This window comes from Pseudomonas fluorescens (assembly GCF_001307275.1).
Taxonomy (GTDB): domain Bacteria; phylum Pseudomonadota; class Gammaproteobacteria; order Pseudomonadales; family Pseudomonadaceae; genus Aquipseudomonas; species Aquipseudomonas fluorescens_AA.
In genome coordinates, this window is the sequence record NZ_CP012831.1 from 2,565,558 (window position 1) to 2,591,248 (window position 25,691).

At 61.8% G+C, this 25,691-nt stretch carries 22 protein-coding genes; 13 read left to right on the plus strand and 9 right to left on the minus strand.

The annotated features are described in order from the left end of the window. Positions 1–23: 23 nt before the first annotated feature. The 3 genes from AO356_RS11335 to betC form a co-directional block, all read right to left on the minus strand. Positions 24–1,592: a SulP family inorganic anion transporter gene (locus AO356_RS11335; protein WP_060739856.1), complete on the minus strand. Its 1,569-nt coding sequence runs from the start codon at positions 1,590–1,592 to the stop codon at positions 24–26. A gap of 208 nt (positions 1,593–1,800) precedes the next feature. Beyond that, the gene (gene choX, locus AO356_RS11340) at positions 1,801–2,721 is read right to left on the minus strand and encodes a choline ABC transporter substrate-binding protein (RefSeq protein ID WP_060739857.1); all 921 of its coding nucleotides are present in this window, start codon (positions 2,719–2,721) and stop codon (positions 1,801–1,803) included. Between the two features lie 15 nt (positions 2,722–2,736). Further along, positions 2,737–4,251: a choline-sulfatase gene (gene betC / locus AO356_RS11345; protein ID WP_060739858.1), complete on the minus strand. Its 1,515-nt coding sequence runs from the start codon at positions 4,249–4,251 to the stop codon at positions 2,737–2,739. A 114-nt stretch (positions 4,252–4,365) separates the two neighbouring features. On the opposite strand from betC, the gene AO356_RS11350 reads away from it, so the two are divergent. Continuing rightward, positions 4,366–5,316: a choline sulfate utilization transcriptional regulator gene (locus tag AO356_RS11350; protein WP_060739859.1), complete on the plus strand. Its 951-nt coding sequence runs from the start codon at positions 4,366–4,368 to the stop codon at positions 5,314–5,316. A gap of 84 nt (positions 5,317–5,400) precedes the next feature. Here the strand turns inward: AO356_RS11350 and AO356_RS11355 are convergent, their stop codons facing one another. Then, positions 5,401–6,060: an NAD(P)-dependent oxidoreductase gene (locus tag AO356_RS11355; RefSeq protein ID WP_060739860.1), complete on the minus strand. Its 660-nt coding sequence runs from the start codon at positions 6,058–6,060 to the stop codon at positions 5,401–5,403. An 84-nt stretch (positions 6,061–6,144) separates the two neighbouring features. Between AO356_RS11355 and AO356_RS11360 the strand changes: the two genes are divergently transcribed. From AO356_RS11360 to AO356_RS11405, 10 genes are all read left to right on the plus strand, one after another. Next, positions 6,145–6,483 (plus strand): DOPA 4,5-dioxygenase family protein, encoded by a 339-nt coding sequence (locus tag AO356_RS11360; protein ID WP_060739861.1) that lies wholly within the window; start codon positions 6,145–6,147, stop codon positions 6,481–6,483. Between the two features lie 383 nt (positions 6,484–6,866). Continuing rightward, positions 6,867–8,174, plus strand: coding sequence for a CitMHS family transporter (locus tag AO356_RS11365; RefSeq protein ID WP_060739862.1), 1,308 nt, complete (start codon positions 6,867–6,869; stop codon positions 8,172–8,174). 75 nt (positions 8,175–8,249) lie between these two features. Continuing rightward, the gene (locus AO356_RS11370) at positions 8,250–9,017 is read left to right on the plus strand and encodes a TerC family protein (RefSeq protein ID WP_060739863.1); all 768 of its coding nucleotides are present in this window, start codon (positions 8,250–8,252) and stop codon (positions 9,015–9,017) included. 324 nt (positions 9,018–9,341) lie between these two features. Next, the gene (locus tag AO356_RS11375) at positions 9,342–11,000 is read left to right on the plus strand and encodes a Na/Pi cotransporter family protein (protein WP_060739864.1); all 1,659 of its coding nucleotides are present in this window, start codon (positions 9,342–9,344) and stop codon (positions 10,998–11,000) included. 185 nt (positions 11,001–11,185) lie between these two features. Further along, the gene (locus AO356_RS11380; RefSeq protein ID WP_060739865.1) at positions 11,186–12,577 is read left to right on the plus strand and encodes a M16 family metallopeptidase; all 1,392 of its coding nucleotides are present in this window, start codon (positions 11,186–11,188) and stop codon (positions 12,575–12,577) included. Positions 12,578–12,920: 343 nt separating this feature from the next. Continuing rightward, complete coding sequence (locus AO356_RS11385) at positions 12,921–13,946, plus strand: DUF5924 family protein (RefSeq protein ID WP_060739866.1); 1,026 nt, start codon at positions 12,921–12,923, stop codon at positions 13,944–13,946. A gap of 52 nt (positions 13,947–13,998) precedes the next feature. Next, positions 13,999–15,147 (plus strand): ABC transporter permease, encoded by a 1,149-nt coding sequence (locus tag AO356_RS11390; protein WP_060739867.1) that lies wholly within the window; start codon positions 13,999–14,001, stop codon positions 15,145–15,147. Next, the gene (locus tag AO356_RS11395) at positions 15,144–15,947 is read left to right on the plus strand and encodes an ABC transporter ATP-binding protein (RefSeq protein ID WP_060739868.1); all 804 of its coding nucleotides are present in this window, start codon (positions 15,144–15,146) and stop codon (positions 15,945–15,947) included. Before AO356_RS11390 ends, AO356_RS11395 begins: the two co-directional genes overlap by 4 nt. A gap of 1 nt (position 15,948) precedes the next feature. Beyond that, a complete protein-coding gene (locus tag AO356_RS11400) occupies positions 15,949–16,887 on the plus strand; it encodes an MlaD family protein (protein ID WP_060739869.1) in 939 nt (312 codons plus the stop codon). Continuing rightward, entirely contained in the window at positions 16,884–17,516 is a 633-nt protein-coding gene (locus AO356_RS11405) for an ABC-type transport auxiliary lipoprotein family protein (RefSeq protein ID WP_060739870.1), read from the plus strand. The genes AO356_RS11400 and AO356_RS11405 overlap by 4 nt, the downstream gene beginning before the upstream one ends. Positions 17,517–17,521: 5 nt before the next feature. On the opposite strand, the gene AO356_RS11410 is transcribed toward AO356_RS11405, so the two are convergent. The 5 genes from AO356_RS11410 to AO356_RS11425 all read right to left on the minus strand — a co-directional run bounded on the left by AO356_RS11410 (position 17,522) and on the right by AO356_RS11425 (position 22,097). Next, the gene (locus AO356_RS11410; RefSeq protein ID WP_060739871.1) at positions 17,522–18,751 is read right to left on the minus strand and encodes a nucleoside recognition domain-containing protein; all 1,230 of its coding nucleotides are present in this window, start codon (positions 18,749–18,751) and stop codon (positions 17,522–17,524) included. A gap of 315 nt (positions 18,752–19,066) precedes the next feature. Then, positions 19,067–20,398 (minus strand): glutamate/aspartate:proton symporter GltP, encoded by a 1,332-nt coding sequence (gene gltP, locus AO356_RS11415; protein ID WP_060739872.1) that lies wholly within the window; start codon positions 20,396–20,398, stop codon positions 19,067–19,069. Positions 20,399–21,100: 702 nt separating this feature from the next. Then, positions 21,101–21,565, minus strand: a complete 465-nt coding sequence (locus AO356_RS11420; RefSeq protein WP_060739873.1) for an inhibitor of vertebrate lysozyme family protein — start codon at positions 21,563–21,565, stop codon at positions 21,101–21,103. A 2-nt stretch (positions 21,566–21,567) separates the two neighbouring features. After that, positions 21,568–21,732 (minus strand): DUF1328 domain-containing protein, encoded by a 165-nt coding sequence (locus AO356_RS30845; RefSeq protein WP_003177151.1) that lies wholly within the window; start codon positions 21,730–21,732, stop codon positions 21,568–21,570. Positions 21,733–21,812: 80 nt separating this feature from the next. After that, positions 21,813–22,097, minus strand: coding sequence for a hypothetical protein (locus AO356_RS11425; protein WP_060739874.1), 285 nt, complete (start codon positions 22,095–22,097; stop codon positions 21,813–21,815). A gap of 435 nt (positions 22,098–22,532) precedes the next feature. Between AO356_RS11425 and algB the strand changes: the two genes are divergently transcribed. Both algB and AO356_RS11435 read left to right on the plus strand, forming a co-directional pair. Further along, positions 22,533–23,879, plus strand: coding sequence for a sigma-54-dependent response regulator transcription factor AlgB (algB, locus tag AO356_RS11430; protein ID WP_053126909.1), 1,347 nt, complete (start codon positions 22,533–22,535; stop codon positions 23,877–23,879). A 10-nt stretch (positions 23,880–23,889) separates the two neighbouring features. Beyond that, complete coding sequence (locus AO356_RS11435; RefSeq protein WP_060739875.1) at positions 23,890–25,680, plus strand: ATP-binding protein; 1,791 nt, start codon at positions 23,890–23,892, stop codon at positions 25,678–25,680. The last annotated feature ends 11 nt before the right edge of the window (positions 25,681–25,691 follow it).

Sequence of the window (25,691 nt, forward strand, 5' to 3'; positions counted from 1 at the left end):
AGCTCCTACAGGGTTGAATCAGTTCAATCCTCAAAATGGATCGGGCAATGCTCCGGTCCTTCCAGCTTCAACAACTCCTCCACCACCTGGGGCCGGGCCTTGCGCAAGGTCAGGCTACGCCCCTGGCCACGCAGGCGCCGGGCTTCCTGGTGGAGCATTTCCACCCCGGAATAATCGATGAAGTTGATCTGCTGGGCATCGATGACCACCCGCTGCGCCTGCAGCCGTTGCAGGCGTACTTGCAGGTAATGGCTGGCGCCGAAAAAGATCGAGCCTCCCACCCGCAGGATCTCCGCCTCCCCCTCGCGAAAGTGCTGCACCCGCGGCTGTGAGGTGCGCTTGAGGTAGAAAAACAGCGAAGCCAGTACACCGGCGTAGATGGCGGTTTGCAGTTCCAGCAGCAACGTGGCCAGGCAGGTCAGGCTCATCACCATGAATTCGGCGCGGCTCACGCGGTACAACGCCCGGATACCACGGTGGTCCACCAGCCCCCAGGCGATCAGCAGGATGCTGCCGGCCATGGCCGGAATCGGGATGTGCGCGATCAGTTTCGCCCCGGCGACCGCAAACAACGCCACCCACAAGGCCGAGAACACCCCGGCCAGGGGCGAGCAGGCCCCGGCTTCATAGCTGAGGCCGGAACGGGTGAAGGAACCGGCCGACAAGGATCCGGAGAAAAATCCGCCAACGAGGTTGGAAAGCCCCTGCGCCCTCACCTCCTGATTCGCATCGAGCAATTGCCCGGAACGTACCGACAACGAACGGGCGATGGACAGGCTGGTGACCAGCCCGAGCATGCCCACCGCGACGGCCCCGGGCAGCAAGCGCAGGATCAGTTCCAGGTCCAGCGGCAGCAGCGTGAGCGGCGGCAGGCGCCCGGCGAAGGCGCTGACCAGCGCCACATGCCCGAACATCGCCGGCCACAGCCAGACCACCAGGCTGCTGATGATTAAAGTTATCAACAGGCTCGGCCAGCGCGGCAGCAGGCGCTTGAGCACCACGCCCAGGAGCAGCGTGCCCAATCCCAGCAGCAATGACGGTTTATCCACAGCCTCGATATGGCTGACCAACATCAGCAGGCCCTTCAATGCCGTGGCTTCATTGGGCAAATCGAGGCCCAGCAGGTTCGGCAACTGCCCCAATGCGATCACCACCGCCGCCCCCAGGGTGAAACCCAGCACCACCGAGTGGGAGACGAAATTCACCAGCGCGCCGAAACGCAACAGCCCCAGCAGCCACTGGAAAATCCCCGCCAGGACGGTCAGCAGCAGGATCAAGGTGATGTAGTCCTGGCTGGCGGGCACGGCCAGCGGACTGACGGTGGCATACAGGACGATGGAAATCGCCGCCGTAGGGCCGCAGATCAGGTGCCACGACGAACCCCAGAGGCAGGCGATCAGCACCGGAACGATCGCTGCGTACAAGCCATATTCAGGCGGCAAACCGGCAATCAGGGCGTAGGCAATGGATTGCGGCAACGCGAGAATCGCGCCGCTCAGGCCGACGATCAGGTCGCGGCCGACACTCTGGCGGGTCTGTCGGGGCAGCCAGCTCAGGAACGGAAAGAGTGAATGGCGCGTGGGGATTGCCATGGGGCCTCAAGGATGGGGGAATGGGGCAAGGGTATCAGGACCGGGCACCGTTCTCCCTGTGGCGAGGGGATTTATGTGGGAGCAAAGCTTGCTCGCGAAACAGGCACCTCGGTCTCTGAAAGACCGAGTCGTCTTCATCGCGGGCAAGCCTTGCTCCCACATGGATTTCCTCTCTACAGTGCTCCGCGCCCGCAAAGCAGCGGGGCTGTCAGAGCTTGGCCTTCACCGCCGCCAACGCATCCTTGCCATCCAGGGTCTTCACGCCGTCCAGCCACTTTTCCAGCACTGCCGGGTTGGCCTTGATCCAGGCCTTGGCCGCATCGGCGTTGCTGACTTTGTTGTTCACCACCTCGGCCATGATGCTGTTCTCCATTTCCTGGGTGAAGCTCAGGTTGGTCAGCAGCTTGCCAACGTTCGGGCAGGCCTGTGCATAACCCTTGCGGGTCAGGGTGTAGACGCTGCCGGTGTCGCCGAAGTATTTCTCGCCACCCTTGAGGTAGTGCATTTTCAACTGCACGTTCATCGGGTGCGGCGTCCAGCCGAGGAAGGTCACGAACTTCTGTTTTTTCACCGCCCGGGAGACTTCCGCCAGCATCGCCTGCTCGCTGGACTCCACCAGTTTCCACTCGCCCATGCCGAAGTCATTGGTCTTGATGATTTCTTTCAGGGAGAGGTTGGCCGGGGCGCCGGAACCGATGCCGTAGATCTTCTTGTCGAACTTGTCGGCGAATTTGTTCAGGTCGGCAAAGTTATGCACACCGGCGTCCCAGACGTAGTCCGGGACCGCCAGGGTGAACTCGGTGCCGTCGAGGTTCTTGGCCAGTTGCGTGACATCGCCAGTGGCCACGAACTTGTCATAGAAACCCTGCTGCGCCGGCATCCAGTTACCCAGGAACACATCCACCTGGCCGTCCTTGAGGCCACCGAAGGTGATCGGCACCGCAAGGGTATCGACCTTGGCCTTGTAGCCCATGCCGTCCAACAGGAAACCGGTGATGGCGTTGGTCGCGGCGATGTCACTCCAGCCCGGGTCAGCCATCTTCACGGTCTCGCAGCTCTGCTCGGCCCAGGCCGAAACACTGCTCAACGCCAACAGCCCAGCGGTCAGTACTGTGGATAACTTTTGCATGTGCTTCCCCTTACGTTATTGGTTTTGGCAGGGTTGTGGATAACGGGCCTTGCGCTCCAGATCGTCGAGATCGATGTGGTTACGCATGTACTGCTGGCTGGCGTCCACCAGCGGCTGGTGGTCCCAGCTCTTGAGTTTGCCCAGGGTCAGCGCCTGGGCGACAAAACGGCGGCGGCGCTGGCTGGCGAGCACCTGTTGGTGAATAGCCGGAATATCCCACTTGGCCCGCGCCTCGACGAGAAAATCGGCGAAGAGGGTTTGATGCTCGGGAGATTGGCTGAGATCTTCCAGCTCCTTGGGATCGTTGCGCACGTCGAACAGCAGGCATGGGTCATCTTCGCTGTAGATGAATTTCCACGGGCCACGACGGATCATCATCAAGGGGCTGATGGTGCCTTCGGCCATGTATTCACCGAAAACTTCGTCATGCCCGCCCTGCCCTTGCAGATGCGGCACCAGCGAACGGCCATCCAGTGGCAAGCCGGGTTCCAGGGTACCGCCGGCCAGTTCCACCAGGGTCGGCAGCAGGTCGGCGGTGGACACCGCCGCCCCCACCCGGCCGCTGGCGAACTGCCCCGGCGCGCTGATGAGCAACGGTACGCGGGCAGCCATTTCAAACCAGTGCATTTTGTACCACAGGCCCTTTTCGCCGAGCATGTCTCCATGATCGCCAGAGAAGACGATGATCGTGTCGTCCAGCAGACCGGTATCTTCCAGGGTTTGCAGCAGCTTGCCGACGTTGCTGTCAATGTAGCTGCACGCGCCGAAATAGGCGCGGCGGGCATCACGAATTTTATCCACAGGCAGTGGTTTGTCCCACAGGTCATAGACCTTCAGCAGCCGCTGGGAATGTGGATCGAGGTCCGTTTGCGCCGGGGTCTGCGGCAACGGAATGTCGTTGTCGCCATACAAATCCCAGAACGCCTTGGGAATCGTGTACGGGTCGTGTGGGTGGGTCATCGACACGGTGAGGCAGAACGGCTGGTCACCGTCTTCGCGGATGTGGTCGAACAGGTACTGTTGGGCCTTGAACACCACTTCTTCATCGAAATCCAGCTGGTTGGTGCGCACGCAAGGGCCGGCCTGCAACACCGACGACATGTTGTGGTACCAACTCGGCCGCACGTCCGGCTCGTCCCAGTTCACCGACCAGCCGTAGTCGGCCGGGTAAATGTCGCTGGTCAGGCGCTCTTCGTAGCCGTGCAGTTGGTCGGGACCGCAAAAGTGCATCTTGCCGGACAGCGCCGTGCGATAGCCGAGCCGACGCAGGTAATGGGCGTAGGTCGGCACGTCCGCAGGAAAATCCGCCGCGTTGTCGTAGGCGCCGATCTTGCTGGGCAACTGGCCGCTCACCAACGTGAAACGCGACGGCGCGCACAACGGGCTGTTGCAATAGGCGGCGTCGAACACCACGCCCTCGGCGGCCAGGCGCGACAGGTTCGGCAGCTTGATCGGCGAAGGACCGTAGATCGGCAACATTGGCGCGGCCATTTGATCGGCCATGATGAAAAGAATGTTCTTGCGCTTCATGTATTCGCGGCATTCCATAGTAGACAGTTATGCGATATTGCTGCGATCGAGCATGTAGCCCCCGGGTTTTGGGGTAAAGCCCATGCAGGATAATGACTAGGATAAGCACAGCTTATGTATGACGCCTTGGGTGACCTGTCCCTGGAACTGTTCCGTGCCTTTGAAGCCGCGGCCCGCCAACAAAGCTTTACGGCGGCGGCGATTGAGCTGGGCACCACGCAACCGGCCATCAGCCAGCAGATCAAGCGCCTGGAAGAGCAATTGGGTACACGGTTGTTCGACCGGATCTATCGCGGCATCGAGCTGACCGAGGCCGGGACGATCCTGTTCGAACAAGTGCAGACCGGTTTGCAAAGCATCGATGCCGGGCTGAGCGCGATCACCGCCCAACACCAGCATGAGGTGCTGCAGGTCGCCACGGACTTCGCCTTCGCCGCTTACTGGCTGATGCCGCGCCTGCATCGCTTTCACGCCGCCAACCCCCAGGTGGACGTGAGCCTGGTGACCAGCGAACGCAATCACAACATGTTGCGGACCGATATCGACGTTGCCGTGCTGTTCGGCGACGGTCGCTTCAAACAAGGTGAAAGTCGCTGGCTGTTCAGCGAAGAAGTCTTTCCGGTGTGCAGCCCGCTGCTGCTCAAGGATCGCCCCCTGCCCTTACCCGCCCAGGCCTTGGCGGAATTTCCATTGCTGCACCTGCGCGCGAGCAACAGCAACAGCTGGTTCGACTGGAGCGGCGTATTCCGCGAGCTGGGCATCACGTCGCCGCCCGCCCCCGGGCAATTGCGCTTCGACAACTACACGCTCCTCATCCAGGCGGCGATTGGCGGCCAAGGCGTCGCCATCGGCTGGCGACACCTTGTGGATAACTTATTGGCCCAGGGGCTGCTGTGTCGTCCCATCGCCGAAACAGTGCTGTCGCGGCTGGGGTATTACGTGGTCTTGCCCCAGCGTAAACGACGCGGGGGGTTGATCCGGCTGTTTGTGGACTGGTTGATGGAAGAACAGACCAACAGTGCTGAATCGCTCACGGGGTTGCCGTTGCCTTCAATTGCGGTTTGAGGCCGTGGCGAGCACCATGTTTTTGGGGCTGCTTCGCAGCCCAGCGGGAGCAAGCTCCCTCGCCACGGATGTGGATGTCGACAGCTAGTGGGCGGCGACAAAGCTGACATGCTCGCCCACATGCAGCTTCAGGCGTAGCTCATCGGCGATGCCGACCGCCACGCGGTTGAGCCGCTCCAGGGATTCGGCCAGGCCGGGTTCGAGGCTGGTGCTGACCTGGCTGAAATGCTCGATGCCCAGGCCAGGCGCCGCGTAAGGGGCGTTGACCAAGGTCCATTGCAAGGTGCTGTTCTTGAGGGCGTCGAGCACTTCTTCGGCGGCATGGCGTTGCAAATCGTCGTCGGCCTGCTCTTCGTCGAGCACGGCGAAGTCGCCGATCAGGAACAACCGGGGCACGTTCACCACCTGCATGCCGGCGATCAGTGCATCCACCGCCAGGACTTGCTCCACCGGGCCGGGAATCAAGGTGCGCTCCACTTGTTCGCTGTTCATCGGCAACCCCGGCGCGTTCAACAGGCACACCACGGCGCTGGCGCCGGCAACGCTTTGCTTGACCCGCTCCGGGTCGAAAAGATCGCCGGTCTTGGTCCGCAGGCCCGGGCGTGGAGCCAGGGCGGTAAGATCGTCGAGAATCGCAATGACCTCATGCTGGCGCCGCAGCATTTCAGCCATCAACGCACTGCCGAGGCTGCTCATGGCACCATAGAGCACCACTTTGATGACCGGGGTTTCAGCGTTTTTCATGGCTGTTTTCCTCTTTAACGCGCATGTAAAGGCTCTGACCCGCGGCAAACGGCGAGGGTTCGGCCTCTTTTCCAAGGAGTACAGATGCAGCGGATCAAGGGCTACCACGCCCACGTGTATTTCGACGCCAGCACCCTCGACCAGGCGCGGGCCCTGTGCGAGGAAGCGGCGCAGCTGTTCCCGCTGAAAATGGGCCGTGTCCATCAACGTCCGGTCGGCCCGCACCCGGACTGGAGCTGTCAGTTGGCGTTCGATCCGCAGTACATCGGCGTGGTCCTGCCGTGGCTGGCGCTGAATCGCAAGGGCCTGGTGATTTTCCTGCACCCGGAGACCGGCGATGACCTGACGGACCACACCGAGCATGCGATCTGGATGGGCGCGGTGCGGCCGTTGAATCTTTCAGCGTTTAAAGCAAGCACCTGATTGCTGTTGTGGCGAGGGAGCTTGCTCCCGCTCGGTCGCGCAGCGGCCGCAAAATCCTGGGGCCGCTTCGCAGCCCAGCGGGAGCAAGCTCCCTCGCCACAACAGCAACACAGACCCGCTTGACCAACCATCAGCCATTGCAACGGCGAAAGCTTGCTGAAAGCTAGCGCGATTAGGATCACCTCACTTCCGGCAAAAGACCGGTCGGCCAAAAGCGAGTTTTCAAGGCTCGTTCGGCCCTTTTAACAACAACAATGGTGATTCTGATGTCCGCTGCTACCCGTCCCGCTGCACCCACTCCATCCGTCCCCCTCGTGCTTTGCATTTCGCGCTGACCTGTCCGGTTCGCCTTTCATAGCCGCGCCACGCCTGGAGTATTTCCCATGCTGACTTTCCTTGGCTTCGCCATGGTCATCACGTTCATGTTCCTGATCATGACCAAGCGCCTGTCCGCGCTGATCGCCCTGATCATCATCCCGATCCTGTTCGCCCTGTTCGGAGGCTTCGCGCCGAAGATCGGCCCGATGATGCTCGAAGGCATCACCAAGCTCGCCCCGACCGGGGTGATGCTGATGTTCGCGATTCTGTATTTTGCCCTGATGATCGACTCCGGCCTGTTCGACCCGGCCGTGCGCAAGATCCTCAAGCTGGTCAAGGGCGACCCGTTGAAAGTTTCGGTCGGTACCGCCGTTCTGGCGCTCGTCGTTTCCCTCGATGGTGACGGCGCGACCACTTACATGATCTGCGTGGCCGCGATGTTGCCGCTCTACAGCCGTATCGGCATGAGCCCACGCATCATGGCCGGCCTGATCATCCTCGCCGGTGGCGTGATGAACATGACCCCGTGGGGCGGCCCGACGGCCCGGGCGGCCAGTGCGCTGCATGTGGACCCGTCCGACATCTTCGTGCCGATGATTCCCGCCATGCTGGCCGGCGTCGTGGCGATCCTGGCGATCTCCTACATGTACGGCAAACGCGAACGCGCACGCCTGGGTGAATTGCACCTGGCGGGCGACGAGATCGACCACAGCGAAATCAGCGTGTCCCAGTTCCCCGACGCTCGCCGTCCGAAGCTGATCTGGTTCAACGGCGCGCTGACCCTGGCCCTGATGTGCACCCTGATCGCTGGCCTGTTGCCGCTGCCGGTGCTGTTCATGGTGGCCTTCAGTATCGCGATGATCGTCAACTACCCGTGCCTGCAACAGCAGAAAGACCGCGTCGCAGCGCACGCCGGCAGTGTGTTGGCGGTGGTCGGGCTGATTTTCGCCGCGGGTATCTTCACCGGCATCCTGTCTGGTACCGGCATGGTCGACGCCATGTCCAAGAGCCTGCTGGCGGTCATTCCGGAGTTCCTCGGGCCTTACCTGGCAGTCATCACTGCGCTGGTGAGCATGCCCTTCACCTTCTTCATGTCTAACGATGCATTTTATTACGGGGTGTTACCGGTTTTGGCCGAAGCCGCCAGCCACTACGGCATCACCGCCGTTGAAATGGCCCGTGCCTCCATCGTCGGCCAGCCCGTCCACCTGTTAAGCCCGCTGGTTCCGTCGACCTACCTGCTGGTAGCCTTGGCCGGGATCGAGTTCGGCGATCACCAGCGCTTCACCTTGAAGTGGGCAGTACTGGTTTGCCTGTGCATAATGTTCGCCGCCTTGCTGATGGGGATTTTTCCGCTGTTCAGCACTCTATAAAAGCAACGCTCGCCCTGCCGTGCCGATCTGACAAGAAGGCGCGGCTCGGCCTAACACTCGCTCAAAGGAACTCACATGGAATGGCTGACCAACCCCGAAATCTGGGTTGCCTTCTTTACCTTGACCGCCCTGGAAATCGTCCTGGGCATCGACAACATCATCATGATCTCGATCCTGGTCAGCCGCATGCCCAAGCACATGCAGGCGCGCACCCGGATCTTCGGCCTGGCGCTGGCCATGATCACGCGGATCCTGTTGCTGTTGTCCATCACCTGGGTCATGCGCCTGACGGCGGATTTGTTCGAAGTGTTCGGCCAGGGTATCTCCGGTCGTGACCTGATCCTGTTCTTCGGTGGCCTGTTCCTGCTGTGGAAAAGCTCCCAGGAGATGTACCACGCGCTGGAAGGCGAAGATGAAACCAACGACGAACCTTCGGGCAAGGGCGGCAACTTCATCTACACCATCATCCAGATCGCGATCATCGACATCGTGTTCTCCCTGGACTCGGTCATTACCGCGGTCGGCATGGTCTCCCATGTACCGGTGATGGTTGCCGCCATCGTCGTTGCCGTACTGGTGATGATGCTGGCTTCGGGCACCATCAGCACGTTCATCGACAAGCACCCGTCGCTGAAGATGCTAGCGCTGTCGTTCCTGCTGGTGGTCGGTACCGTGCTGATCGCCGAATCGTTCGACGTGCACGTGCCAAAAGGCTACGTCTACTTCGCCATGGCGTTCTCCCTGGCGGTGGAAGCGGTCAACATCAAGATGCGTACCGCGATTGCACGCAAGCGCAAACAGCAGGATCCGGTGAAACTGCGCAAGGATGTTCCGGGCCAGTAATGGCATCGGGCATTTGAATGAAGGGGCTCTTTGGAGCCCCTTTTTCATGCCCCGAGAAAGGCCGGTGCGCATAACCCTGCGGGAGCGAGCTTGCTCGCGATAGCGGTCTGTCAGCCAAAGAAGATGTTGAATGTCTGGGCCCCATCGCGAGCAAGCTCGCTCCCACAGGGGCTGCGGGTGTTTTTTATGACAGTTTTGTTTCAAACGATTCTTTAGCTGTGCAATGCTGGCGCCCGAACCGTTCGCCAACTACAGCTTAAATACAAGAACGAAGAATGTGGCATCGTCAATTTGTTCCTTTGGGACGCTAACAGGGGGCCTCTCATGCTGACCCTGCTGAATTTGCTCTCCGCCGTGGCCCTGCTGATCTGGGGCACGCATATCGTGCGTACCGGCATCTTGCGGGTCTACGGCTCGAACCTGCGCCATGTCATTGGCCAGAACATGTCCCAGCGCTGGCTGGCGTTTATCGCAGGGATCATGGTCACGGCCATGGTCCAGAGCAGTAACGCCACGGCCATGCTCGTCACCTCGTTCGTCGGCCAGGGCCTGATGGCGTTGACGCCGGCCCTGGCGACCATGCTGGGCGCCGATGTCGGCACCGCGCTGATGGCCCGGGTGCTGACCCTCGACCTGTCGTGGCTGTCGCCGCTGCTGATTTTCCTCGGGGTGATTTTTTTCCTCTCGCGCAAACAGACCCGCGTCGGACAAATGGGCCGGGTCGGCATCGGTCTGGGCCTGATCATCCTGGCCCTGCAATTGATCGTCGAAGCCGCCGCGCCCATCACCCACGCCCAAGGCGTGAAAGTGATCTTCGCCTCACTGACCGGCGATATCCTGCTCGATGCGCTGGTCGGCGCGCTGTTCGCGATGATTTCCTATTCCAGCCTGGCCGCCGTGCTACTGACCGCGACGCTGGCCGGTGCCGCGGTGATCAGCCTGCCGGTGGCCATCGGCCTGGTGATCGGCGCCAACATCGGCAGCGGCGTATTGGCGTTCCTCAGCACCAGCATGCAGAACACCGCCGGACGCCAGGTGGCGCTGGGCAGCCTGCTGTACAAGCTGATCGGGCTGTTGTTGATCATTCCGGTGCTCGATCCGCTGGTGGGCTGGCTCGACAGCCTGGATTTCAGCCCCCAGGAAACGGTGATCGGTTTTCATCTGCTCTACAACACTGTGCGGTGCCTGGTGCTGCTGCCCAGCGTCGGCCCGATGGCCAGGCTCTGTGCCTGGCTGCTGCCGGAACGGCCCGAGACCAACGGCACGGCCAAGCCCCGCCACCTGGACCCCACGGCCCTCGCCACCCCGAGCCTGGCGCTGGCCAACGCGGCCCGTGAAACCCTGCGCATTGGCGACCTGATCGAGAACATGCTCGAAGCCATGCTGGACGTGCTGCGTGGCCAGCAGACCGCGGTGACCCAGGAAGTGCGGCGCATGAGCGATGACGTCGAGGCGCTGTGCAGTGCAATCAAGTTGTACATGGCGCAAATGCCCCGTGAAGACCTCAGCGAACAGGACAGCCGCCGCTGGGCGGAGATCATCGAACTGGCGATCAACCTCAAACTCGCCAGCGACCTGATCGAGCGCATGTTGCGCAAGGTCCAGCAGCAGAAGACCTCGCAGCGCCGCTCCTTTTCCGATGTGGGCCTGGAAGAGTTGGCGGGGCTGCACAGCCACTTGATCGCCAACCTGCGACTGGGGTTGTCGGTATTCCTCAGCGCCGACCGGGAAAGCGCCCGCCAGTTGCTACGTGAGAAACGTCGTTTTCGGGCGCAGGAACGGCGCATGGCCCATGCCCATGTCAGCCGCCTGCAACGCAAAGTCGTCCAAAGCCTGGAGACCAGTTCCCTGCACCTGGAGCTGATTGCCGACATGCGGCGCCTCAATTCGCTGTTTTGCGGCAGCGCCTATGTGGTGCTGGAGACGGCCGAGATCGGTGCGCTGGCGGCGGATGAAATTAGCGACATTACCCATTCGCCTTGAACAACTGGCGCATTGGTCAGTCAGTAACAATGGCCTGGGCCTGAAACCGTTCAGCGGCCCGCCTGCTCCCGTTGTCATGAATACTGCATAGATTCGATAGGGGGAGCGAGCCAACTTCGGGCGCGATCCGCCGATGACGGCCTGCCCAACACCATGGACCTCCACCCAGCCGCCAGGAAGCCCTTATGCGTTGTCTGTTGCTCGCCTTTCTTTTGCTCGGCTCACTGCCCGTGGTTGCCCTGGACCGGTTCCAGGTCGAAGGCTATACGCTGCCCAACGGCATGCAGCTGATGCTCAAGCCCGGCACCGAGCGCGGGCATGTGGCGATCCGGCTGGTGGTCGGCGTGGGCCTGGACGACTTCAGTTGCGCCGACAAGGAACTGCCGCACCTGCTCGAACACCTGCTGTTCAGCGGCGTCGACGACAGTGGTGAAGGCGGCCTGGAAGAGCGCATGCAGGCCTTGGGTGGCGAATGGAATGCCTTCACCAGCAACGCCGACACCACGTTCGTCATCGAGGCGCCGGCGCGCAATCAACGCAAGGTGCTGGACCTGCTGCTGACGCTGTTGACCCGCACCCGTATCGACGAAAAAGCCCTGGAGGCGGCCAAGCGGGTGGTGGAACGCGAAGACGGTGGTCACTACACCCACCTGCAACGCTGGCTCGATCACCAGGACCTGGGCCACAAGGCCAGCAACCAACTGGCGGTCGAGTTGGGCCTGCGCTGCGCGGAGCGGGCCGAGGTCCAGCGCCATACCCTCGCCCGCCTCGAACAAGTGCGCAAGGCCTGGTATGCGCCGAACAACATGACGCTGATCGTGGTCGGGGATCTCGACCGACTGCTGCCCGCCTACCTGGAACGCGCCTTTGGCGAACTCGAGCCGGTGGAACCCAGTGCCCACGAGGCGCTGCCGCAGATCCGCTACAAGGCAGTGACCAAGCGCAACCTGATCCGTGGCCTGGCCGGCGACAGTGCCAAGCTTCACTGGCTGTTCCCGGAACCGGTGCTGGACGAGCAGCATGACGAAACCTTCGACCTGCTCAAGGACTACCTGGATTGGGCACTTTATCGCCAACTGCGCCTGGCCCGCGGCCTGTCCTACGGGCCATGGACCGAGCGCGAAGTATTCGGCGGCGTCGGCTTCTTCAGCCTGAACGCCGACCTGTCCCGCGAAGACCTGCCCGAAGCCGAACAGGCGCTGGAAGAACTGCGCAAGACCTTGCTCAAGGATGGCCTGGACCCCGCCAGTTTCGTGCGCATCAAACGCGCGGCCATCGCCCATCAGTCCTGGGCGGTTCAAGGTAACAGCGCGCTGGCCGATTACTACTGGGGCGCCTTGGGCGATTACGAAGACGGTCGCTTCGCCAACCCGGCCGTGCGCCTGCAGGAGGTGAGCCTGGAACAGGCCAACGTGGCCCTGCGCGAACTGCTCAAGGACCCGGGTTACCTGCGCATCGAGAAGCCTTTGCTCAGTGACGATGAGCTCGTCTGGGGGCTGGGCGGCTTGCTGGGGTTGCTGCTGCTCGGCTTGGTGATGTGGCAGGTACGCCGGCGGGCCCGACCGAAAGCAGACTGAAAGAGCGCATCGCGCCCATCGCGGCCAAGCCTTGCTCCCACAGGTTGGGGGAGTCTTCTGTGGGAGCAAAGCTTGCTCGCGAAAACAGGCCCCTCGATTTCTGAAAGACCGTATCGAGTCCATCATGGGCAAGCCTTGCTCCCACAGGTTGGGGGAGTCTTCCGTGGGAGCAAAGCTTGCTCGCGAAAACAGGCCCCTCGATTTCTGAAAGACCGTATCGCGTCCATCATGGGCAAGCCTTGCTCCCACAGAAAAATCCCTCAGCACAAGAGTGCTCGTCACATCGATGCCCTGGCGATACTCTGTCAGGGATATTTCCTACGACTTACTGTGAAACTACCGAATGCAAAACCTGACGGTCTATATCCAGCGCATCCTTGAATTGATGAAGCGCTATCCAGGGGTCATTGCGCTCGGTGGTTTCATCTCCGGGGTCGGCAGTTTCATGCTGGTGGACCGCCAGCAGGGCCTGGCGACCTGGATCGCCATCATGATGCTGGTGAGCTGGCTCTGGCTGATGGTCGAGAACAGCATGACCCGGCTGTTCACGCGGATTTTCAAACGGGAGATCCCCCAGCCGCTGTTGCGCTACGCCACGCAGATGATTCACCAGGAAAGCCTGTTTTTCGTCCTGCCGTTTTTCTTCATCACCACCACCTGGAACAGCAGCCAACTGATTTTCACCGGCCTGCTGACGATCGCGGCGCTGATCTCGATCACCGATCCGCTGTACTACAAATGGCTGGCGCCACGGCGCTGGGCGTTCCTGGCGTTGCACACGCTGACCCTGTTCGCCGCCCTGCTCACCGCGTTGCCGGTCATCCTGCACCTGACCACCGACCAGAGCTTCAAGCTGGCCCTGGGCATTGCCATGCTGCTGTCGTTCCCGAGCCTGGCCTCGATCTTCCCGATCCGCACCGTACGCAACGCCCTGGCCATTCTGTGTATCACCGTCGGGATTGGTGCCGCCGGCTGGGTGCTGCGCTCCTGGGTGCCGCCAGCGACATTGTGGATGACCGAGGTGGCGATCAGCACCCAACTGGAAGACCGCACCCCCGGGGCCAGCCTCAAGGAAGTCAGCGCCGCCCAGATTCGCGGCAACGGCCTGTACGCCTACACCGCGATCAACGCGCCACGTGGGCTCGACGAGCGGATCTATCACGTCTGGCAGTTCAACGGTAAGGAAGTGGATCGTATCGCCCTGGACATCCATGGCGGGCGCAAGGAAGGCTATCGCGCCTGGACGCACAAACAGAATTTCCCGGACGACCCGACCGGCAAATGGCAGGTGCGGGTGCTGACGGAAAATGGCCAGATGATCGGTGTGCTGCGTTTCAACGTGAGTGCCGCTGCACCCGAAGCAAAATGATGGCGATTGTGCTATCAGGTAGCGCTGTTCAAGCCGAACGAGCATGGAGCTTATGACCCCCAGCCCCCACATGGGCAGTGCCCGACTCGACACGTCCGGCTCGCCGGCGCAGCTGTGGATCAGCGGCGACTGGACGCTGGCCCATTACCCACAGCTCAAGCGCCTGGGCGAATCGCTGCGCGGCCGGTACGACGAAAACACCCGGATCGACCTCAACGGCCTCGGTGCCCTCGACACCGCCGGGGCCTCGTTACTGGTGGAACTGCTGGGCTCCGAACGGCTGGGCAAGACCACCGAACACCCGGACTGCAGTTTGCCGGCAGCCGAGCGCGCGTTGTTGCAGACGGTGTACTGCTCGCTGACGGATTTCTGCGTACCGGACAAAGAACCGAAAGTCAGCGTCGTGACCCAGTTGCTGACGCGCATCGGCCGCGCCGTGGAGAAGGTCTGGCAGGACACCCTGCAATTGCTCGGTTTTGTCGGCCTGATCCTGGAAACCCTGGCCCGCGGGCTGTTTCATCCGCGGCGCTGGCGCATCACGCCAATGGTCGTGCACATCGAGCAGACCGGCCTGGACGCGGCGCCCATCGTGGCCTTGCTGACGTTCCTGGTGGGCGCGGTGGTGGCCTTTCTCGGGGCGACGGTGCTGGCGGATTTCGGCGCCAGTATCTTTACCGTGGACTTGGTGGCGTTCTCGTTCCTGCGGGAATTCGGCGTGTTGCTGACGGCGATTCTCATGGCGGGCCGCACTGCCAGCGCTTTCACCGCGCAGATCGGCTCGATGAAGGCCAACGAAGAAATCGACGCGATCCGCACCCTTGGCCTCGACCCCGTCGAGTTGCTGGTGGTGCCGCGGGTGCTGGCCCTGCTGGTGGCGCTGCCCATGCTGACGTTCGTGGCCATGCTCTCGGGCATCATTGGCGGCGGTGTCGTGTGTGCGCTGTCGCTGGGCATCTCCCCGGCGATGTTCCTGTCACTGCTGCAATCGGACATTGGCGTGCAGCACTTCGTGGTGGGGATGGTCAAGGCGCCGATCTTTGCCTTCCTGATCGCTGCCGTGGGCTGCCTGGAAGGCTTCAAGGTCAGCGGCAGCGCCGAATCGGTCGGGGCCCACACCACCTCCAGCGTGGTGCAGTCGATTTTCGTGGTGATTATGCTGGATGCCGTGGCCGCGCTGTTTTTCATGGAGATGAGCTGGTGAGTCGACCTTCCAGGACGCCCGCCGAGGCGGTGATTCAGGTGCGTGGCCTGTGCAACCGCTTTGGCCGCCAGAGCGTGCATGAAAACCTCGACCTGGACGTCTACAAGGGCGAGATCCTCGCCGTGGTGGGTGGCTCCGGCAGTGGCAAGTCGGTGCTGCTGCGCAGCATCGTCGGCCTGAACCAGCCCAGCGAGGGTTCAGTGCGGGTGTTCGGCCAGGACTTGCCGAGCCTGTCCCAGGAGCAGCGTTCGCGGGTGGAACGGCGCTTTGGCGTGCTGTTCCAGAAAGGCGCGCTGTTTTCATCCCTGACCGTGACAGAAAACGTCGCCCTGCCCCTGATCGAGCACGCCGGCCTCAGTCGGGCCGATGCCGAACACCTGGCGGCGGTGAAACTCGCCCTGGCCGGGCTGCCGCTCTCGGCCGCGGACAAGTACCCCGCCTCGCTGTCCGGCGGCATGATCAAGCGCGCCGCCCTCGCCCGTGCGCTGGCCCTGGACCCGGACATCCTGTTTCTCGACGAACCCACCGCCGGCCTCGACCCCATCGGCGCGGCGGCGTTCGACCAGTTGATCCTGACGCTGCGCGACGCCCTGGGCCTGAGCGTGTTCCTGGTCACCCATGACCTGGACACCCTCTACACCATCACCGACCGGGTGGCAGTGCTGGCGCAGAAAAAAGTGCTGGTGGCCGATGTCATCGACAAGGTGTCGGAAACCGACGACGCCTGGATTCATGAATACTTTCATGGCCCTCGCGGCCGCGCGGCTTTATCCGCCGCTACACAGTCCAACGAGGTTTGACATGGAAACCCGAGCCCATCATGTGCTGATCGGCCTGTTCACCGTCATTGTGGTGGTCAGCGCCCTGCTGTTCGGCCTCTGGCTGGCCAAGTCCAGCGTGGACAGCGAGTTCAAGGATTACGAAGTGGTGTTCAACGAGGCCGTCAGCGGCTTGTCCAGGGGCAGCTCGGTGGAATACAGCGGCATCAAGGTCGGCGACGTGGTGAACCTGCGCCTGGACCCGAACGACCCGCGCCGGGTGCTGGCGCGGGTGCGCTTGAGCGGTGAGACCCCGATCAAGCAAGACACCCAGGCCAAGCTGGCGCTGACTGGCATCACCGGCACCTCGATCATCCAGCTCAGCGGCGGCACGCCCCAGAGCCCGCCATTGACCGGGCACGACGGCGAACCGCCGGTGATCATCGCCGCGCCCTCGCCGATCGCCCGCCTGTTGAACAACAGCGATGACGTGATGACCAGCATCAACCTGCTGCTGCACAACGCCAATGAGGTGTTTTCCTCGGACAACGTCCAGCGCCTGAGCAATACCCTCGATCATCTGGAGCAAACCACCGGGGTCATCGCCGATCAGCGTGGCGATATTCGCCAGGCCATGCAGCAATTGGCGGCCGTCGGCAAACAGGCCAACGCCACGCTGGAACAGACCACGGCGTTGATGCGCAATGCCAATGGGCTGCTCAACGACCAGGGCAAACAGGCCTTCGGCAGTGCCGGCCAGGCCATGGATTCTCTGGCCCGCAGCACCGCGACCCTCGACAAACTGCTGAACGACAACCGCGATTCGCTGAACAACGGCATGCAGGGCCTCAATGCCCTGGCGCCAGCCGTGCGCGAGCTGCGCGAAACACTGAGTGCCCTGCGCGGTATATCCCGACGCCTGGATGCCAACCCCAGCGGCTATTTGCTGGGCAATGACAAGGACAAGGAATTCACGCCATGAAACCGTTCCATCGATTCGTCTGTCCGGGCCTGGTGCTGGCGGGGTTTATCCTGTTGGCCGGTTGTTCGATCCTGCCCAAGGCCGAGCCTTCGGACATCTATCGCCTGCCCGCCGCCCAGGCACCGGCCTCCGCCGGCACGCCGGTGAGCTGGTCGTTGCGCCTGGCCAGCCCGCAGGCCAGCGAAGTGCTCAACAGCCCGAAAATCGCGGTCATTCCCCAAGGCAACCTGTTCAGCAGCTACGCCGCCTCGCGCTGGAGCGACCCCGCCCCGGTATTGGTGCGCAACCGCTTGCTCGACGGCTTTGCCCAGGACGGGCGGGTCCGGCTGTTGAGTGTCGCTGACAGCAACCTGCAAGCCGACCTGGAGCTGGGCGGGCAATTGCAGGCGTTCCAGACCGAGTACCAGGGCAGCGCCGCCAGCGTGGTGGTCCGCCTGGACGCGTTGCTGGTGCGAGGATTCGACCAGCGCATCCTGGCCAGCCGCCGTTTCGAAGTGCGCCAGCCATTGAACGACGTGAAGGTGCCAGCGGTGGTGGACGGCTTCGGCCGGGCCAGCGACCGGCTGACCGCCGAGGTGGTGAACTGGACGTTGGAGCAGGGCCAGCGTTTCGCCACGCCGGCCCCCTGACGGCCTCAGCCAAAGAACCAGTAGCAGACCCCGATCGCCGACAGGACGCCCGCCAGTTCGGCCAACAGCGCGCAACCCACGGCGTGGCGCGCCCGCTGGATGCCGACGGCGCCGAAGTACACCGCCAGCACGTAGAACGTGGTCTCGGTGCTGCCCTGGATAGTCGCCGCTACCAGGGCCGGAAAGCTGTCCACGCCGGAAGTCTTCATGGTCTCGATCAGCATCGCCCGGGCGGCGCTGCCAGAGAACGGCTTGACCATGGCGGTCGGCAAGGCATCGACGAACCGCGTATCCCAGCCGGCCCATTGCACCAGGTGGCGGATGCCGTCCAGGCCGAAATCCAGCGCCCCCGAGGCTCGCAGCACGCCGACGGCGCAAAGCATCGCCACCAGGTACGGCAACAGGTTCTTGGCAACGTCGAACCCTTCTTTCGCGCCTTCGATGAAGGCCTCGTACACCTTGACCTTGCGCAGGGCGCCTACCACCAGAAACATAATGATCAGGCCGAACAGGGTCAGATTACCGAGGATCGATGACAACCCCGCCAGGGCCGTGGCCGAGAGCGTCGCCAGCAACGCCATGAAGCCGCCCAGCAGCAACGCCCCCGGGATCAGATAGGCCAGCACCACCGGGTCCCAGAGGCGCAGGCGCTGCATGAATGCCACGGACAACAACCCCATCAGGGTCGAGCCGCTGGTGGCGATCAGGATTGGCAGGAACACCAGGGTCGGGTCCGGCGCGCCTTGCTGGGCGCGGTACATGAAGATGGTCACCGGCAGCAGCGTCAACGACGAGGCGTTGAGCACCAGGAACAGAATCTGCGCATTGCTGGCGATGGTCGGGCTGGGGTTGAGGTCTTGCAGGGCACGCATGGCCTTGAGGCCGATGGGGGTGGCCGCGTTGTCCAGCCCCAGGCCGTTGGCGGCGAAGTTGAGGGTGATCAGGCCGATCGCCGGATGGCCGGCCGGCACTTCCGGCATCAAGCGCAAGAACAGCGGGCCGAGGGCCTTGGCCAGCCAGTCGACGATGCCGGCCTTTTCGGCGATGCGCAGGAAGCCCAGCCAGAGGGTCAGGGTGCCGAACAGCAGGACCATGACCTCCACCGACAGCTTGGCCATGGCGAAAATACTTTCCACCATGGCCGCGAAGATCCCGGCGTTGCCACCGATCAGCCACTGCGCCAGCGCCGACACGGCTGCCACGATAAAGAAGCCAAGCCACAGGCCATTGAGCATCGGTTAAATCCCCCGGAAGATGCGGCGAATGATAGCGGGGCTGGCAGAAACGACAAACCCCGGATTTCTCCGGGGTTTGCTTGGCACTGCGCAGGGACTGACAGAAGTCCTATGGCAGATCCTGTGGGAGCCGGGGTTGTTCAGAATCTTTGCGCCTGACAAAAATTCCTGTGGGAGCCGAGCTTGCTCGCGATAGCGTCGGATCAGTCAGCATTGATGTTGGCTGACACACCGCAATCGCGAGCAAGCTCGGCTCCCACAATGGCCGGGGTTGTTCAGGCACTTGGCTGCTGGCCCAAACTCCCACAATGGATCTCAATGGCTGGAAGGTTCCCCCGCCGGCAGCGGCTCCTTGCTGCGCCAGTGCGGCAGGGAGTTCCAGTAGCGCTGGCCCTTGGCATCGTCGTACATGCCTTCCCAACGGGCGATGACCAGCACGGCCAGGGCGTTGCCGATGACGTTCAGCGCGGTACGGGCCATGTCCATGATGCGGTCGACACCGGCGATGAAGGCCAGGCCTTCCAGGGGAATACCCACGCTGCCCAGGGTAGCCAGCAGCACCACGAACGACACGCCTGGTACGCCGGCGATGCCTTTGGAGGTGACCATCAGGGTCAGCACCAGCAGCAATTGCTGGCTGATGGACAGGTCGATGCCGTACAGCTGGGCAATGAAGATCGCCGCGATGCTCTGGTACAGCGTCGAACCGTCGAGGTTGAACGAATAACCGGTGGGCACCACGAAACTGCAGATGGCTTTCGGAGCGCCGTAGGCTTCCATCTTCTCGATCACACGCGGCAGCACGGTTTCGGAGCTGGCGGTGGAGTAAGCCAGCACCAGCTCATCCTTGAAGATGCGCATCAGCTTGAGCACCGAGAAGCCGAACAGGCGGGCGATCAGACCCAGCACCACGAAGGCGAAGAAGGCGATAGCGACATAAACCAGGATCACCAGTTTCGCCAGCGGCAGCAGGGATGCGAAGCCGAAGTTGGCAACCGTCACCGCGATCAGGGCGAACACACCGATCGGCGCGTATTGCATGATCATGTGGGTGACCTTGAACATGCTTTCCGACACGCCCTGGAACATCTTCACCAGCGGTTCGCGCAGGTCCGATTGCAGGCTGGACAGACCCAGGCCGAACAATACGGAGAAGAAGATGATCGGCAGCATCTCGCCACGGGCGACCGCTGCGAAGATGTTCGACGGGATCAGGTTGAGAATGGTCTCGATGAACGCATGCTCATGCTGGACTTCAGCGGCGGTGGCCTGGTACTTGGAAATGTCCACCGTGCCCAGGGTGCTCATGTCGATGCCGCTGCCCGGCTGGAAGAAGTTGGCCAATAGCAGGCCGACGACGATGGCGATGGTGGTGACGATTTCAAAGTAAAGGATGGTCTTGAGGCCGATACGCCCGAGCTTCTTGGCATCACCGACCCCGGCAATGCCGACGATCAGCGAGGAAATCACGATCGGGATCACGATCATCTTGATCAGACGGATAAAGATGTCGCCCGCCGGTTGCAGCACATTGCTGATCCACCAGGCCTTTTCGGCACTGAAATGGTTGAGCAGCGCGCCCAATGCAATCCCGAGCACCAGACCGATGAGGATCTGCCAGGCGAGGCTTAGTCGTGCCTTCTTCATATCGTTACCCTTACTTCAGTTGGACTCGGGCAGTGGCACGAACGGCTCGTCGATGACGAAAAACGTTCGCGCCACTGCCCCCGTATAAGGTCACCCCGAGCGCATTAGCGGCTTACTGGCAGGCGAAAAAAGGCGCAACTATTGCGATGCCAGGGGGGCTCGTCTAATGCCGTAAACGCCTACCCCATGCCGAATCGGCATGAGAATTTCCAAACGAAACCCGCATTACAAGCGGTTCGAATGCGACATTTTTGCAGGCATAAGTGCCGTGAACCGGCCATTTCAGCGTAGCTGGGCTTTTTCTTCCAAGCATGAGGATTCGATGAAACGGCAACGGGTCGAGACGCGATCCACGAGAGAAATCGTCTCGCTATTCTCCGATATACGGTCAGGGAAAGGGTAATAAATTGGCGAGAGGAGACAAAATGCCGCATCGCGGCCTGCTTGCGACGCCAGAATCGAGCAACCGCTCTGGCCCACGCAGGGTGCGACACGAAGCTCTACGCAAGTTCGCCAAGCCGGGAGGGCTTTGCGAACTTGCGTCACAGCTTTTTACCTGACCCGGCCCTTTCGCAGGCACCCCTTGTGCCCGTAGGTCACTCCGACGCACATCCGCCAGAACGTCCCAGCCCCTTGGTCATGCACTGGCCCTCCTCGGGCTGTGCAACAGGAAAAAACAGGGCTGCTTTTTCCATTTCAGAATCAGTACCAGTTCGGATCTTTCTTGAGTTGTTCCATTAACAGTTTTTGCATACCGTCATCGGGATTACCGAGAAAACGGTAGTCGGCATGACGGGTCGGCGACTTGTCGGCCGGCAGTCCGGCAGGGACTTCCACCAACATGGCGTAGGCCTCGTCCTTGTCGAAACTGAAGGCGACGATCAGGCGCTTGCTGCGACACGTGGCCTGGGTTTCACACAGCGGTCCCACCAAGTACTTGTCGCCGTCCTCCTCGACAGCATTCATCTGTTCCGAATCGCCTGACAGGTTCATCACCCATTCGGGCAGGCGTTCTTCTTTTTTGACGACATGCTGCCAAGTCTCGCGGTATTGCGGGTCCGCCTCCAGCAACTGGTTGGCGCGCATCTGCCCGTCATTGGCAGCCATTGCCATGGCACTGCCGCCCAACAGCAGGGCGGCGGCCAGTCCTTTGAATGAAACGCTCATGGTCAGCCTCGGCCACGACGGCCAAAGAAGAAGGAAGCGATAAACATCACCAGGAACACGACAAAGAGAATCTTGGCGATGCCCGTGGCGGTGCCTGCGATACCACCGAAGCCCAGTACGGCGGCGATGATGGCAATGATCAGGAAGGTAATTGCCCAGCTCAACATGGTGATTCTCCTTACGCTTTTCTATTTAGTGAGGGTCTCGCGGTGATGGTTCCGGCACAGTGGACGACCGGTACATCGGGTTAAAACACCCAGCGCTCTTCACGCGGCATGTCGGTCACTGGCTGAGCCTGATCGACATCCATCATGCGCATGGAAGCGGAAGCTTCTGCGACGCTGACGGCGGTGAAATGGGTTTGTGGGGCACGGGAAATGGAGACCTGTGGCGCCTCTGGCTGTTGACGTTCGTGCCAAAGCAGCCATTGCTGGCCGATCACGAGCGTGACCAGCAATGCCAGGGCAGCCCATAAGCCCTGCTGGATGTTCAAGGAAGAGAGTCGAAACTGCGCGGCACATTGACGATTCATCCTGAAATTCCTCCCACCCGGGTGTGGTGATCTGGTTGAGGCGCTCTTACGCCACGTTGACCAGAGCATTGCAGCCGGCGTGCCAGGATTTTTTAAGAGCTAAATTCCTTTAAAATCAAATAGTTAATAAATGATTGCGAGACATGGGGAACGCATCCTGCACGATGGCCCATGCGCACGTCGTGCGTATTGCACGAATGGAAGGGAAAAGGCGTAAGGTTGTTTTGGAATTTCCTGTCAGACGCAGCCGTCGGAATCAGCGATGCGAACCGTCCGCACCGTAAGAATCATAAAAAAAGGAACTCAAATCAGTCTTTTAGGAGTCAGACGTCTACAGAGGCAGGTTCGATGGGTAATATCCCCTCAGAATCGACCATGCAACTTGCCCGATTTTTCTGACACTAACCAACATCATTCATTAAGGAGCGTAGGAAAATGGAATCCGCCACTGAGCACCAAGGCCGCATTCTGCTGGTAGACGATGAGTCCGCCATCCTGCGTACGTTCCGTTACTGCCTGGAAGACGAAGGCTATACCGTCGCCACCGCCAACAGCGCCGCCCAGGCCGACACACTCCTGCAACGCCAGGTGTTCGACCTGTGTTTTCTCGACCTGCGCCTGGGGGAGGACAACGGCCTGGATGTCCTGGCACAAATGCGTATCCAGGCGCCCTGGATGCGGGTTGTCATCGTCACCGCCCACTCGGCCGTCGACACCGCAGTCGATGCGATCCAGGCCGGGGCCGCCGACTACCTGGTCAAGCCTTGCAGCCCGGATCAACTGCGCCTGGCCACCGCCAAGCAGTTGGAAGTGCGCCAGCTGTCGGCAAGGCTCGAAGCCCTGGAAGGGGAAGTGCGCAAGCCCAAGGACGGCCTCGATTCCCACAGCCCGGCGATGAAAGTCGTCCTGGAGACCGCCCGCCAGGTCGCCAGCACCGACGCCAACATCCTGATCCTCGGCGAATCCGGTACCGGTAAAGGTGAGCTGGCCCGGGCGATCCATGGCTGGAGCAAGCGGGCGAAAAAGTCCTGCGTCACCATCAATTGCCCGTCGCTGACCGCCGAGTTGATGGAAAGCGAATTGTTCGGCCACAGCCGTGGGGCCTTCACCGGTGCCAGCGAAAGTACCCTGGGACGGGTCAACCAGGCCGACGGCGGCACGCTGTTTCTCGACGAGATCGGCGATTTTCCCCTGACGTTGCAGCCCAAGTTGTTGCGGTTCATCCAGGACAAGGAATATGAGCGGGTAGGGGACCCAGTCACCCGCCGCGCCGACGTGCGGATTCTCGCCGCCACCAACCTCAACCTCGAGGACATGGTGCGCGACGGGCGCTTTCGCGAAGACCTGCTGTATCGCCTGAACGTCATCACCCTGCATCTGCCACCGTTGCGTGAGCGCGCCGAAGACATCCTGACCCTGGCCGACCGCTTCCTGGCCCGCTTCGTCAAGGAATATGCGCGCCCGGCCCGGGGCTTCAGCGACGAGGCTCGCGAAGCGCTGCTAGGTTACCGATGGCCCGGCAACATCCGCGAACTGCGCAACGTGGTCGAGCGCGCCAGCATCATCTGCCCGCAGGAAAAAGTCGAAATCAGTCACCTGGGCATGGCCGAGCAGCCGGTCAACAATGCACCGCGCATCGGTGCCGCACTGAGCCTCGACGAGTTGGAAAAAGCCCACATCGGGGCGGTGCTGGCTACGGCTGACACGCTCGATCAGGCGGCCAAGACCCTGGGTATCGATGCCTCCACCCTGTATCGCAAACGCAAGCAGTACAACCTGTGAGCGACACCTTATGAAACTGGCGATGAAGCTGCGCACACGGCTGTTTCTCAGTATCTCGGCCCTGATCACCGTGGCATTGCTGGGATTGGTGCTTGGCTTGGTCAGCGTCATGCAAATGGCCAATACCCAGGAACAATCGGTACGCGACAACTTCATCCTGTTGGACCTGGGTCTCAAGCTGCGCCAGACCCTCGGCGATCAGCTGATCATCATGCTCGACGACAACCCTGACCTGGCCGCTCTGGAGGCATCCGAGCGGCAATACCTGGCGTTGATCGACCAAGGGATCGCCCACGAAAGAAAGCTGGACAACACGGCCGCCAGCTTCAGCAGGGCCAAGGCCGACTACGTTGAATTTCTCGAGGCCTTCAGCGCGTCTCGCCAGCAACCGAGACAGCTCACGGGCATCAAGGACCTCACCGAAAAATTCAACGTGCTGCGCAATGGACTGATCGAAGGTTATCGCCAGGCCCTGACCAAGATCGGTGAAACCCAGGACCGCGCGCGCGAACGCGCCTTGTGGATTTCCGGGCTGCTGGGGCTGGTGGGGTTTGCGGTCCTGGTCATCGGTTTTATCACGGCCCATGGCCTTGCCCGGCGTTTCGGCGCACCGATCGAGGCGCTGGCCGCGGCGGCGGATGACATCGGCCAGGGCAATTTCGAGGTCACGCTGCCCGTTTCTTCCGCCGCCGAGTTGAATTTGCTGACCCGTCGTTTCGGCGTCATGGCCCAGGCACTGCGCGAACATCAGGCCACCAATGTCGATGAACTGCTCGCCGGCCAGCAGCGTTTGCAAGCGGTGCTCGACAGTATCGACGACGGCTTGCTGATGATCGATCGCCAAGGCCAGCTGGAGCACCTCAACCCGGTGGCCCAGCGTCAATTGGGCTGGGATGAGGCGCGCCTGGGCCAAGGGCTCGGCGAGGCGCTGGGACGCCTGGAACTGGATGAAGAATTGCACCTGGTACTGCGCGGTGGAACCCTGGAGCGGGCGCCGGAAGACCTGACCATCGAGGTCGATGGCGAGTCGCGGGTGCTGACCTACAGCCTCACGCCGGTCAGCCACACCCAGGGCCACATCCTCGGCGCGGTCATGGTGCTGCATGACGTCACCGAACAGCGCGCCTTCGAACGGGTGCGCAGCGAGTTCGTCCTGCGAGCCTCCCATGAGCTGCGCACGCCGGTGACGGGCATGCACATGGCATTCGGCCTGTTGCAGGAGCGCCTGCACTTCCCACCGGAGTCCCGCGAGGCGGACCTGCTCAACACCGTCACGGAAGAAATGCAGCGGCTGATGCAACTGATCAACGACCTGCTGAATTTCTCTCGCTACCAGAACGGCCTGCAAAAGCTGACCCTGGCGCCTTGTTCCATTGACGACCTGTTGGAAGAGGCCCGTCTGCGGTTCGCCGAACAGGCCCAAGCCAAGGGTATCGAGCTGCTCGTGGCGATCCAGGGCCCATTGCCACGGCTGCATGCCGACGCTGCGCAACTGGATCGGGTGCTCGATAACCTGATCGACAACGCCATGCGCCACACCGGCGAAGACGGCCAGATCCGCTTGCAGGCCCGACGCCACGGCGAGCGGGTGATCATCAGTGTCGAAGACAACGGCGAAGGCATTGCCTACGGCCAACAGGGAAGGATCTTCGAGCCTTTCGTCCAGGTCGGACGCAAGAAGGGTGGCGCCGGCCTCGGTCTGGCCCTGTGCAAGGAGATCGTCCAGCTCCACGGTGGCCGCATGGGCGTTTATTCAAGGCCGGGGCAGGGCACGCAGTTCTACATGGCGCTGACGGTTTGAGTGCACGGCCT